8 protein-coding genes are annotated in these 12,431 nt (G+C 71.7%); 4 read left to right on the forward strand and 4 right to left on the reverse strand.

The window, feature by feature from the left end; all coding sequences use genetic code 11:
* Positions 1–24: 24 nt before the first annotated feature.
* The 4 genes from M3C17_RS07655 to M3C17_RS07670 all read right to left on the reverse strand — a co-directional run bounded on the left by M3C17_RS07655 (position 25) and on the right by M3C17_RS07670 (position 6,655).
* Positions 25–1,617 carry a CdaR family transcriptional regulator gene (locus M3C17_RS07655; protein WP_259977044.1) on the reverse strand — a complete coding sequence of 531 codons (1,593 nt, stop codon included), beginning with the start codon at positions 1,615–1,617 and terminating at the stop codon, positions 25–27.
* 36 nt (positions 1,618–1,653) lie between these two features.
* The gene (locus M3C17_RS07660; RefSeq protein WP_259977045.1) at positions 1,654–3,216 is read right to left on the reverse strand and encodes a serine hydrolase; all 1,563 of its coding nucleotides are present in this window, start codon (positions 3,214–3,216) and stop codon (positions 1,654–1,656) included.
* 110 nt (positions 3,217–3,326) lie between these two features.
* Positions 3,327–4,703 carry an MFS transporter gene (locus M3C17_RS07665; protein ID WP_259977047.1) on the reverse strand — a complete coding sequence of 459 codons (1,377 nt, stop codon included), beginning with the start codon at positions 4,701–4,703 and terminating at the stop codon, positions 3,327–3,329.
* A gap of 410 nt (positions 4,704–5,113) precedes the next feature.
* Complete coding sequence (locus M3C17_RS07670; protein ID WP_259977048.1) at positions 5,114–6,655, reverse strand: HNH endonuclease signature motif containing protein; 1,542 nt, start codon at positions 6,653–6,655, stop codon at positions 5,114–5,116.
* A 102-nt stretch (positions 6,656–6,757) separates the two neighbouring features.
* On the opposite strand from M3C17_RS07670, the gene M3C17_RS07675 reads away from it, so the two are divergent.
* The 4 genes from M3C17_RS07675 to M3C17_RS07690 all read left to right on the forward strand — a co-directional run bounded on the left by M3C17_RS07675 (position 6,758) and on the right by M3C17_RS07690 (position 12,352).
* On the forward strand, positions 6,758–7,624 hold the full coding sequence (locus M3C17_RS07675; RefSeq protein WP_259977050.1) for an alpha/beta fold hydrolase: 867 nt from the start codon (positions 6,758–6,760) through the stop codon (positions 7,622–7,624).
* An 87-nt stretch (positions 7,625–7,711) separates the two neighbouring features.
* Entirely contained in the window at positions 7,712–9,532 is a 1,821-nt protein-coding gene (locus M3C17_RS07680) for an ABC-F family ATP-binding cassette domain-containing protein (RefSeq protein WP_259977051.1), read from the forward strand.
* Positions 9,533–9,572: 40 nt separating this feature from the next.
* Positions 9,573–11,339 carry a Na+/H+ antiporter gene (locus M3C17_RS07685; RefSeq protein WP_259977053.1) on the forward strand — a complete coding sequence of 589 codons (1,767 nt, stop codon included), beginning with the start codon at positions 9,573–9,575 and terminating at the stop codon, positions 11,337–11,339.
* Between the two features lie 104 nt (positions 11,340–11,443).
* On the forward strand, positions 11,444–12,352 hold the full coding sequence (locus M3C17_RS07690; protein ID WP_259977054.1) for a MetQ/NlpA family ABC transporter substrate-binding protein: 909 nt from the start codon (positions 11,444–11,446) through the stop codon (positions 12,350–12,352).
* The last annotated feature ends 79 nt before the right edge of the window (positions 12,353–12,431 follow it).

Genomic DNA, 12,431 nt, shown 5'->3' on the forward strand with positions numbered 1-12,431 from the left:
ACGCTCACACGTGCACGCCCGGATTCACACCCCCGCGGGTTCGATGTCGCGCAGGCGCAGCTGGAGGGCGAGCACGAGGCGCACGTCGGCGTCATCGACGTCGACGATCTCGCCGATGCGGCGCAGACGATGGCGGAGCGTGTTGGGGTGCAGCATGAGCAGCTCGGCGGCGCGCGCGACGTCGTAGTTCGCGCCGATCCAGCGCCGCATGCTGGTGACGTAGTCGGTGCCGAACGCCGCGTCGTGCGCGAGGAGCGTCGCGAGGGGCTCGCGTCCGACGGCGTCGCCGCCGAGGAGTGCCGCATGCAGGTCCATGAGCACGAGGCCGGGGCCCAGGTGCTCGTGCCGCCCGATGTCGCCGTGGCCCGGCATCCGGGCGACCACGCGCCAGGCTTCGGCGGCCTGCCGCACGGCGGTCGGCACGTCCGCCAGTCCCTGCTGGGTGCGGCTCACGCCGGCGCGCCACCCGGGGCCCAGGCTCTCCGTGGCCCGGGCGAGTACGGTGCCGATGACCGACTGCAGCACCGCGGTGTCGGCGGACGTACCGGCGACCGCCATGGCCCTGCCTTCGAAGGCACCGGCCGCGGCGGGGATCCGGTACGCGGAGAGGCTCGTGCGCAGCAGATCGCCCACGTAGGCGGCGGCGGTGCCTGTCGACACGTCGGTGTGCGGGACGCCGTCCCGCGGACGGTCGATCATGACCACCGTCGCGGGTCCTGCCACGTCGAGGCCGAAGTGCTCCGCGATGCTGTGCGTCGCGCCGGAACCGCGCAGCAGCCAGGCCAGACGCTCGGCGCGCTGACGGCGATCCGCGTCGGCCACGAGGTTGAAGCGCGCGAGCTGCGCCGCCGCGTTGCGGGCGGCCTCCGCGAGCACGTCGGTGCTGTCCGGCGCCAGGGGAACGCTGCCCTCCAGGACCCAGATGCTGCCGAGCGCTTCGCCGCGGTCGCGCACGGCGATGGCGAGACGGGGACGGTTGTCGTCTGCGGGGAGACTGCGCACGGCCGTCGTGGCACGCAGCACCGCCGCATACTCCTCGGCGTTCGCGGGGTGGTCGGGGACGCGCCGCCCGAGGATGCCGTCGCGGCGGAGCTCGTCGACCTCCTGCCCGGGAATGGTGGAGTAGGCGAGGACGCGCATCGCCAGGTCCTCGATGGCGACCGCTCCTCCCGTGCGCAGGGCGATGTCGTTCGCGAGACCGAAGAGGTCGGCCGAGTGTCCGTCGGCGTCGGAGACCGGTCCGGACATCGCCTTGATGGCGTCGATCAGCGTGTACAGCCGTCCCCAGGCGACGTCGGGAGCGCATTCGAGCACCGCGACGCCGGTGCGCCGGGCTGCCGCGCCCCAGGTGGAGGGGTCCATCGCGCGCGGGCGCACGACCAGCGCCGAGGCGCCGACGTTCGCCGCCCAGTCGAGCAGATCGGCGGACGGGCGGCCCGGCGCGAGGATCACCGGATCTTCGCCGTGCGGGGCGTTCGCGTCGGGGTCGAGGATCAGCGGGTGCCCCACCGCCCGCTCTCGCCCGCGCGGCAGCAGCAGGGGACGCAGCACGGTGGTCCCGAGTGTGTCCAGGAGGATGCCCAGAGTGGTCGCGGTGGGGGACTGCTCCGACGTCATGATCTCAGAATGCCCGGTTCCGGCCGGTCCTCGTCGTCACGACGCATCGAGTCCTCGTGGGACGCCGACGATGGTCGTGTCGGCGGGTTGCCGCACGAACCGCAGGCGCTCGGCGCCGAACAGGCTCAGCAGCAGGTCGTCCCCCTCGGTGCGCAGCGACGCCGGTCCGGCGCGGAGGGTGCCTCCCGCGCCGGGCTCGAGGCGGCCGGTGAGCTCGAGTCCGAGCTGGAAGGCTCCGTCGTCGTGGATGGTGGCGAGGGTCCCGAGCTCGGGGCTCTCGTAGACGCCGCTCGGTATCGGCAGGTTCTCGTCGGGCGCGCTGCACCGCTGGAAGATCATGTCGCGGCCGGGCCAGGCGGCGATGCCTACGCGCAGGTCGTCTCCCTCGACCCGCAGCCGCAGGCCGCCTTCGGCGTCGTCGGCGTACCACCAGTCGTCTTCGGCCAGGGTGAACCGTCCGCTCTGGAGTCCGCTCAGCTCGAGCGTGCCGTCGTCCCTCGCCTCCGTGTGCACGGCCTCGTCGGCACCGGGCATGAGCCACCAGCCGGCGTGTGCCGATGCGTCGACCGTGCCCGCGACGGGCGACGGCGGTACATCCTCGGCGATGCCGGTGGCGAGCCGTGCGGCGTCGAGTGCCACGAGACGGGCGTCGACCGCGGAGTGGTTGGTGAGCGCGACCACCCCCAGGTCGTGCTCGGGAAGGTAGAACAGCTGGGAGCGATAGCCGAGGACCCCGCCGGCATGACCGACCATCGGCGACCCGCCCAGAGTCGCGTGGTAGATGCCGAGGGCGTAGGTGCCGCGAGAGCCGTCGGGGAAGACGGGAGTGCTGTCGACCAGCGCGTCGCGGATGTCGGCGCCGATCACGTCACCGTCGCGCAGGAACCGGAACCAGGGGCCCAGTTCGCTGACGCTCGTGGCGAGCCCGCCGTCGCCGACCGCGCACTCCTCGGTGTCGGCGCGGAGGAGCCGATCGCCGACGGTGGCGTAACCGTAGGCGAAGTCGTCGAGCACGGCGAGGCTGTCCTCGCGGAAGAGCGTGCGATGCATGCCGAGCGGTGCGAACAGACGTTCCGTCGTGAACTCGCCCAGGGTGCGGCCGGTGAGGCGCTGCACGAGCGACGCGGCCAGCACGTACCCCGTGTTCGAGTAGGAGAATGCGGTGCCGGGCGGGAAGTTCAGCTCGGTGAGCCCTGACACGAAGGCGAGCGTCTGGTTCTGGGTGATACGGGTGAGCGACCTCCCCGCGATGCCGGTGAGCTGCAGCCATTCGCGCAGTCCGCCGGTGTGCTGGAGGCATTGGGCGATCGTGACGGGTGTGCTGAGCCGCAGCTCCGGCAGGTGCGCGCGGATGTCGTCCGTGAGGGCGAGGAGTCCGTCACGGGCGAGGAGGAGGATCGCCGTCGCCGTGAACTGCTTGCTCATGGAGGCGATGTCGAAGCGGGTGCGCTCGTGGACCGGTGCACTCAGTTCGACGGACGCCATCCCGGCCGAGGCATGGTGGGTGAGCTCACCGCCGCGGTAGATGCCGATGACCACGCCCGGTCCGGCGTCTCCGGCGGCGTCGATGGCGAGCTGTGCGAGCGCGTGGGTGTCCATGTCGAGAGTCTGGCGCGCGGGCCGCGGGTTCGTCTTGTGCCGGACGGCAATCTCCGGTCCGGGGCTTTGGCGGTCTCGACACTGACAGGGGTGCGCGCCGGTGTGCGTGGTCATGGTGTTCCGAGGAGCGCACGGCGGGAGAGGAGCATGACGACCAGCGCCACGGCGGTGAGTGCGCAGGCGACCCCGACCGGCGCGAGCGCGCCGAAGCCCATGGACAGGGCCGCGCCGCCGAGCATTGGTCCCGCGACGGCCCCGAGATTCAGGGCCACGGTCGCGTACGCGCCGCCCATCGTCGGTGCCTCGGTGGCCGCGGAGAGCACCCGGGCGATCAGGGTCGTCCCGACGCCGAACGACAGGGTCCCCTGCAGGAGCACCAGGGCGAGCAGAGCGATCGGCTGGTCGGCGACGAGCGCGGTGGTGATCCAGCCGAGCAGCAGCAGCGGCCCTCCGACTGCCAGTGCGGAGCCGGGACGGCTGTCGGCCAGGCGGCCGGCGATCGTCACACCCACGAACGATCCCACGCCGAAGAGCACCAGGGCGAGGGGGACCCAGGTCTCGGACAGACCCGCGACGTCGGTCACGATCGGGGCCAGGAAGGTGAACACCGCGAACGTGCCGCCGTTCACGAGGGCCGCGAGGACCATCGGGGTCAGGAGCCTCGGCGTCGCCAGCAGGCGCAGTTCGGCGCGGAGGCCCGGTCGATCCCCGCCGCGTCGCCCAGATGCGGCCACGCTCGCGGCCCCGGCGGCTGAGGTCTCGACGGCAGGTGCGGCGGCGGGCCTAGAGGCCGGTGCGCCGGTGGGTCCGCCACATGAGCCGGCGGTGGGCCTGCGGGACGAGCCGGTGGAGGGCCCGCGGGACGAGCCAGCGGAGGGCGCGGCGGCCGGTGTGGTGGAAGACCCGGGCCCGGCGGTGGGCCTGCGGGCCGGTGCGTTCAGGGGTCCGCGTGGCACGCCCCGCAGGATCCCGAGGACTGCAGGGATGCAGAGGGCGGCGATGACCCAGAACGGGGCGCGCCACCCGAGCGCCGTGCCGAGCAGACCACCGGCGGGGACACCGGCGACGGTGGCGATGGTCGTGCCCGACAGCAGAACGGACAGCGCGCGCCCGCTCCGGTCGGGTGGCACCAGGCTCGTGGCGGTGCGCAGCGCGACGGCGAGGAAGCCGGCGTTCGCGATGGCGCTGACGACACGGGTGAGCAGCAGAACGTCGAACAGCGTGGTCAGGGCGCCGGTCACGTGGCAGGCAGCGAAGACGAACACGCAGAGGAGGAGGGTGGGGCGTGCCGACCATCGGCGGGCGACGGCCGCCATCAGGGGCGCGCCGATCACCATCCCGATCGCGAAAGCGGAGGTGAGCAGACCGGCCGTGCCGATCGGCACGTCCACGTCGGTCGCGACGGCGGGCAGCAGCCCCGCGAGCATGAATTCGGAGGTGCCCATGACGAACACCGCCAGGGCAAGGGCATACAGGGGAAGAGGCATCGAGTGCTCCGAGGTGAGAGTGCGGAAGTGGGCTTCTCGTCACCACGGTCAGCATCCGGATCACCGGAAGCGCCCGCCAGAGGAGCGGACGCGGAAATCAGCGGTTCACGGGGCTGACGGTGTGACCGACAGCCCCCGACCTGTCTGATTCGGGGCTCGACATGTCTCCACCCTATGCCTGACCCGCCCCCGCGCTCGATCGCACTCCGCCTCACGCACACCGCCCCGCACACGGGCCCACGCACCCGCCCCCCCGCACCTGGCCTCACGCATTATCCGGCCCCCGCGCTCCGCTTCACGCACCTGGCCTCACGCACCTGCCCTCACGCACTGCCCTCACGCACTGGCCTCACGCACTGGCCTCACGCACCTGGCCTCACGCACTGGCCTCACGTAATGCCACCGTCGGGTCAGAACGGCGACGGCTCTGCGACCGCGCCGAAGGTCCTCGGCGAGTGGCTGTCGTCCGGAGGGTCCGTGTCGGCGAAGGTCACGGTGTGCGGAGGTGGCGGCCGGTCGATGTAGGTCCGCCCGAGAGGGCTCGTCCACTCCAGAATGCCGCCCGGCCGCTGTGCGACGTGCCACGGGGAGTGGTGTTTGAGCGTGTGATGTCGTCGGCAGAACGTCGCGAGGTTGGTATGCGTCGTCGCGCCGCCCAAAGCCGCATCGTGATGGTGGTCGAGGTCGCACTTCCGCGCGATGAGTCCGCAGCCCGGGAACCGGCAGCGCTGGTCGCGGGCCCGCAGGTGTCTCCGCAGCTCTTCGCTGGGGCGATAGCGGTCGACGGCGAGCAGTGCGCCGGTGATCGGGTGGGTCAGCACCCGATCCCAGCCCGAGGCCGCACCGGCCAAGACCCGTGCGGTCGCAGGATCGATCGGGATCACCCCATCGAGCTCCGCCGGGGGAGTCGCCGTGCCGTCCGGCAGAATCGCGGCGTCTCCGCGCATCAGCGTTAGCACCGGGACGGTGATCTCGACGCGGGCCCGCAGCTCTCCGAGCAATCCGTCGGCGGAGTCGTGACCCGCGGGAGTGCCCGTCAACACCAGGTCTGCGAGCAGATCGGCTCGAAGCTGATCGACTCCCCGATCGTCGGACGGATGCCCGGTCTCGGCGTTCCGGTCGCCGGCGCTCGCGCTTCCGCCGGCGCTCCCGCTTCCGCCGGCGCTCTCGCTTCCGTCGGCCCCGGTTCCCGCACCCGCGTTGCTCCCCGCCGTCATGCTCCCCGCCGTCATGCTCCCCGCACCCGCGATGCCTCCTGCACCCGGCAGGCCCGAGGCCACGCGCGCTTCGCGGGTTGTCCGGGTCTGCGCGGTCTTCACGGCGTGCGCCATCTGCGACAGGCGGTCGAACATGCCGTGGACGAGCGCGGCCGGACCGCGCGCGCCGAGCTCGGCCATCCCGTCGTCGAGGTCGCGCACCCAGACGCGGCGGAGTTCTCGCGCATCGCGATGCCGCTCCACCAGGGTGCGCTCCTGGAACCGCTCCGCGAGGCGACGCACCGTGCGCCGCAGGCGGTTCGGTGACTCGGTCTCGGCGAGCTCGACGGCCTCGGCGGCGTACCGAGCCCGGTCCGCGGGCTGCGACAGATGGGCGCCCGCCTCGACGATCACCCGCGCGTGCGCCGCACTGATCCGGCCCACACCCTGCGCCTGCCACACGTCGGGGAAGCGCTCGACCAGCCACGAGGCATCCGACATGCGCCGTTCGATGGTCCGGTCGCTGACCTGCTGCGCCGCGCCGATCTCGGCGGCCACCGTGCGGATCGCCATGTCGCCGCCGTCAGTGTGACGCGAATCTCGAGCGATCTCGACGGCGAGCCGCCCCGCGAGCGCCAGCAGGCCGTCCCGTGCGGCCTGCATGCTGCTCAGAGTGCGCTCGGCCGCCTCCAGCCCCGCGGCGAGATCGGCCAGCATCGCCATCTGGGCGTCGGTGGCATCGAGCAGTGCAGGCATGACCACAGTCCACCACGCACCACCGACATTCGAACAAAGATACGAGAAAATCTGGCCAGAAGTCGGATCACAGAACGATAACGACCGTGATTGACTGACCCGGTGCTCCTGAACGTCATCGAAGCCGGGGAGGGCGATCGCGTCGCCGTGCTGCTGCACGGCATGATGGGATCGGCCGAGAGCTGGCACCGCGTGGTCCCGCTGCTCGTGGAGCGCGGCTTCCGTGTGCTCGCGCTGGATCTGCCCGGCCACGGCCTGTCTCCTCGCGATCCGGCGCTCACGATCGAGACCGCAGCGGATGCGGTGATCGAGACTCTCGCGCAGTGCCTGAGCTCGCCGAATCGCCCCGCCGGCACCCGCGTCCTCGGTCCCACCGCTGACGCCGGTCCCGTCCCCGACCCCAACCCGATTCCCGCCGCCGCTGCGGACACGCCCCGCGATCGCGCCGCGACCGGACGACACCGTCCCGCCCCGCTCCTTACCGTCGCCGTCGGCCACTCCTTCGGTGCCACCGTGCTCGCCGCCGCCGCGCCCCGGCTCAATCCCGCGCTCGCCGTCTACGTCGATGCCCCGCTCTCGCTGCAAGGAGGGCACGACCGGGCGGTGCTCGTGTCGCAGTACGAGCGCGACAGGCGGGCCCGGATGTCTCCCAGCGAGCTCCGTCGGCTCCGACCCTTCTACTCCGTGGACGACGCGACGGTCGAGGCTCGGGCTGCCGAGCGATTCGATCCGCCCACCGCGGCCTCCGTCTCCTGCGGCGCAGACGGGCACTGGGCGGCTGCGCCGGGCTCCATCGTCGTCCGCGCCGAGCCCAGCGCCTGGGTCACCGACGAGGACGCCCGCCGCTTCGAACACGACGGGGTGCGGGTCCGCAGCATCCCCGGAGCCGCTCACACCGTCTGGTACAGCCATTTCGAGGTGTTCACCGCCGCGCTGCCCGAGGTGTTCGCCGAGGCCTCGACCGCGTGATCGCGGACCGCGCACCGGGCGGGAGCGGCTGACCCGATCACGGGGCTGAAGATCGGTCCACCGGGCCGCGACTACCCTGAAGAGGACATGGCACATCTCCTCGGGGCCGAAGCCCTCCACCTGGAATACCCGACCCGCGTCGTCTTCGACGCTGTCACCCTCGGCATCGAGGAGGGCGACCGCATCGGCATCGTCGGACGCAACGGCGACGGCAAGTCGAGTCTGCTCGGCATGCTCGCCGGCACGAAGGAACCCGACTCGGGCCGGGTCACCGTGCGCGGCGGCACCCGCATCGGCGTGCTGAGCCAGGCGGATACGCTCGCCGACGATCTCACGGTCGGCGCGGCCGTCGTAGGCGATCTGCCCGAGCACGAGTGGGCGGGCGACGCGCGGGTCCGCGATGTCATCGACGGGCTGCTGAAGGATCTGCCGTGGGATGCCGAGCTCGGATCCCTCAGCGGTGGGCAGCGCCGTCGGGTGTCGCTGGCGAAGCTGCTGACGGACGACTGGGATGTGATCGCGCTCGACGAGCCGACCAACCATCTCGACGTCGAGGCGATCACGTGGCTGGCGGGGCACCTGAAGAAGCGCTGGCCCGCGAACGCCGGAGCGCTGCTGGTCGTGACCCACGACCGCTGGTTCCTCGACGAGATCTGCACCGAGACCTGGGAGGTGCACGACCGCATCGTCGAGCCCTTCGAGGGCGGCTACGCGGCCTACATCCTGCAGCGCGTGGAGCGGGACCGCATGGCCGCCGCGACCGAGGCGAAGCGCCAGAACCTCGCGCGCAAGGAGCTCGCCTGGCTCCGCCGGGGCGCGCCCGCCCGCACGAGCAAGCCCAAGTTCCGCATCGACGCCGCGAACGAGCTCATCGCCGATGTCCCCGAGATCCGCGACTCCGTGTCGCTGCAGTCGCTCGCGGTCTCCCGGCTCGGCAAGGACGTGGTGGACCTCCTCGACGTGGGTGTGAGCTACCCGACCGCGGACGGCGGGACCAGGGCCGTGCTGAAGGACGTCGAGTGGCGCATCGCCCCCGGTGAGCGCACCGGCATCCTCGGCGTCAACGGTGCCGGCAAGTCCACTCTGCTCGGCCTCATCTCCGGCACGGTCGAGCCCACCGAGGGACGTGTCAAGCGCGGCAAGACCGTGCAGGTGCGCACGCTCACGCAGCGCCTCGACGAGCTGGAGCAGCACTGGAACGACCCGGTGCGCATCGTCATCGCCGGTCTCCGGACCTCGTACACGCTCGGGTCCGGCTCGAAGGCGCAGGATCTCACGCCCGGCCAGCTGCTGGAGCGGCTGGGCTTCTCGTCCGCGCAGCTCTCCACCCCCGTGAAGGATCTCTCGGGTGGGCAGCAGCGCCGCCTCCAGCTGCTGCTGGTGCTGCTCGACCAGCCGAACGTGCTGATCCTGGACGAGCCCACGAACGACATGGACACCGACATGCTCGCCGCGATCGAGGACCTCCTCGACTCGTGGTCGGGCACGCTCCTGGTCGTCAGCCACGACCGCTACTTCCTGGAGCGCGTGACCGACCAGCAGTACGCGATCCTCCCGGGGCCGGACGGGGTGGGCCGTCTGCGGCATCTGCCCGGCGGCGTGGACGAGTACCTGCGTCTGCGGGAGCGCGTCGAGAGCGCGCCCGCGAAGACCGCGGCGTCCGCGGCGCCCGCGCCGACGGGTCTCGACGGGGCCGCGCTCCGCGCCGCGCAGAAGGAGGTCGCCGCGCTCGAACGCCGCATCCAGAAGGTCACCCAGCAGGTCGACGCCGCCAAGCACGCGCTCGCCGATCACGACCAGTCCGACTATGAGGGACTGGGGGAGCGGATGAAGGCGATCACCGCGCAGGAGGCCGAGATCGAAGAGCTCGAGCTGCGCTGGTTCGAGCTCACCGAACAGATCGGCTGACCGGAGGAATATCCTTCTCCCATCGCTGTTGGAGGTGGGGATGGAAGGTCTCGAAGTCACCGTCCTGCTCGGACTCACGATCCTCGCAGGCACCCTGCTCGCCCCGCGTCTGCGGCTCGCGCTCCCGCTGGTCCTCGTCATCCTCGGACTGCTGCTCGGCTTCGTGCCTGCGCTCCGCGAAGTGCAGCTGCCGCCGGAGACCGTGCTGCTGCTGTTCCTTCCGGTGATGCTGTTCTGGGAGAGCCTGACCACGTCGCTGCGCTCGATCCGCCGCGACTTCCGCTACATCGTGCCGATGAGCACCCTGCTCGTCGTCGCCTCGGCGTTCGCGGTCGCGGGCATCGGCGTGCTGTTCGGCATGCCGTGGGAGATCGCACTGATCCTGGGCGCCGCCGTGGCCCCGCCGGATGCCACGGCGGTCGCCGCGCTCGGCCGGCTGCTTCCGCGGCGCCTGTTCATGAAGCTCAAGGCCGAGAGCCTGACGAACGACGGCACCGCGCTCGTCCTGTATGCGATCGCGGTGTCGCTGGCGCTGGGCGACCAGGTGACACCCCTCTCGGTCACCTGGGACGTGCTGGTGTCCTACGGCGGCGGCATCCTCGCCGGCGTCGCGGTCGCCGCGCTGGCGACCCTGCTGCTGCGGCGGATGTCGTCCACGATCGTCATCAACGTCACTCTGCTCCTCGTGCCGTTCTCCGCGTTCCTGATGGCCGAGCTGGTCCATGCGTCCGGGGTGCTGGCGGTCGTGGTCGCGGGGGTGATCGCGGCGTGGGTCTCTCCCCGGGTCACGACGGCCGCCTCCCGACGCCAGGCGGACGCGGCCTGGCCGTTCGGGGTGTTCCTGCTCAACGGGGCGCTGTTCGTGCTGATCGGTCTCGAGGTGCAGTACGTGGTGCACGAGATCTCGGCCGCCGCGATCGGACGCCTCGTCCTGGTCACTCTCGCCGTCTGGGCGACCCTGCTCGTCGTCCGCTACCTCTTCCAGCTGCTCAACGGTCTGTTCCAGCCGCGCACGCCCGACCGCCCCGCGCGCGGAGCGCGTGCCCGCTCGCGACTCGTGTCGACGGTGGCCGGCATGCGCGGCGCGGTGTCGCTCGCGATCGCCCTGTCCGTGCCCGCCGGTGTGCCGGAGGGGGTGGCGGCGTCGGGTCGGGACGAGATCGTGTTCGTCACGGCGGGGGTGATCCTGCTGAGCCTGCTCGGGCAGGCGCCGTTCCTCCCGGCCTTGGTGCGCTGGGCGCGGTTCCCCGTCGATCACGCGGAGGACGAGGAGTACGAGCTGGCGGAGCGTGCGATCTCCGGCGCGGCCCTCGCGGCGCTCGACGATCTCGCAGCCGAGCACGGCATCGGTCAAGAGGTGCGCGACCGGGTCAGGACGGAGGGGTATCAAGCCCTCGAGTTCGCCAACGCAAGAGCCCTCGCCCGCGAGCAGGCGCTGGTCGACGCGGCGGCCGACGCGCTGGACCAGCTGCTGGACGAGCCCGACCCGTACGGCACCGGGGGAGTGCCCACGACGGACGACACCGAGCCGGACGGCGGCGTCGGCGCGACGGCGGACCCCGCGGTGGCGGACGGCGCGACGCTGCAGATCATCGCGACCTCCGCCGACGTGGACCTGGCCCAGCGGTCGCCGCTGATCCGGCATGAGGAGCACACCCGGCTGAAGCTCGCTCTCCTCGACCGCAAGCGCGAGGTGCTCCTCGGCCTCCGGAGTGCGGGCACCGTCGACGACCTCGTCGTGCGGCGCATCTCCGCCCGCCTCGACCTGGAGCAGGTCCGGCTGCAGGGCATCGAGGACATCGACTGACCCCCGCGCCGCACCGCTGTGACGCCGTGTGACGAACCGATTCCTCACGACGGCCGCTGCCCGCCTACCGTGGTCGAGTCCCGCCAGGAAGGAACCCCCTCATCATGTCCCGCCGCACCACCTCCGTCCTCGCCGCGCTCGCCGCGGTGCCGCTCTTCGTCGCGCTCTCGGGCTGCGCCACCTCCTCGTCCGACGCGGGCTCCGGCGACGCCGGCTCCGCGGACGAGACCGTCAAGATCGGCGTCGTCGGCAAGGGCGACGCGCAGTGGGCGCCGTTCGTCGAGGCCGCCGCCGAGGAGGGGATCACCGTCGAGCTCGTCGACTTCGGCTCGTACGAGCAGCCGAATCCGGCCCTCACCGAGGGCGAGATCGACCTCAACCAGTTCCAGCACATCGTGTACCTGGCCGAGTACAACAACGCCTCCGGCTCCGACCTCACTCCGATCGGCTCCACCGCGATCTACCCGCTCGGTCTCTACTCGCAGAAGTACGACGACGTGGACGACATCCCGAAGGGCGAGACCGTCGCCGTGCCCGACGACGCCTCGAACCAGGCGCGGGCGCTGAACGTGCTGCAGCAGGCGGGTCTGGTCGAGCTCAAGAGCGGCGGCACCCCGTACTCCGACCTCGCCGACGTGGACACCGAGAAGTCGAAGGTGAAGGTCACGGCGCTGGAGGCCGCGCTCATCCCGACCTCGCTGCCGGACGTCGCGGCCGCGATCATCAACAACGACTTCGTGAAGGATGCGGGTCTGACGTTCGACGACGCGATCGCCCAGGACGACCCGGAGGACCCGAACGCCCTGCCGTACGTCAACATCTTCGCGGCCCGCGCGGAGGACGCCGACAACGAGACGTATCTGAAGCTCGTCGAGATCTTCCAGACGGACGAGGCCGTGCAGGAGGGCCTGCTGGAGTCCTCCGGCGGCACGGCCGTCGCGCTGAAGACGCCGGTGCAGGACCTCGTGGACTCGCTCGCGAAGGTCCAGAAGGACGCCGAGTCGAAGAAGTAGCACGCCGGGGTGAGGACCACCCCGTTCGATGAGGGAGAATCGGGTGGCGCGTTCTGCGCCGCCCGATTCTCCGTTTCCC

The sequence above is a fragment of the Microbacterium sp. p3-SID336 genome, assembly GCF_025143365.1.
Lineage (GTDB): Bacteria > Actinomycetota > Actinomycetes > Actinomycetales > Microbacteriaceae > Microbacterium.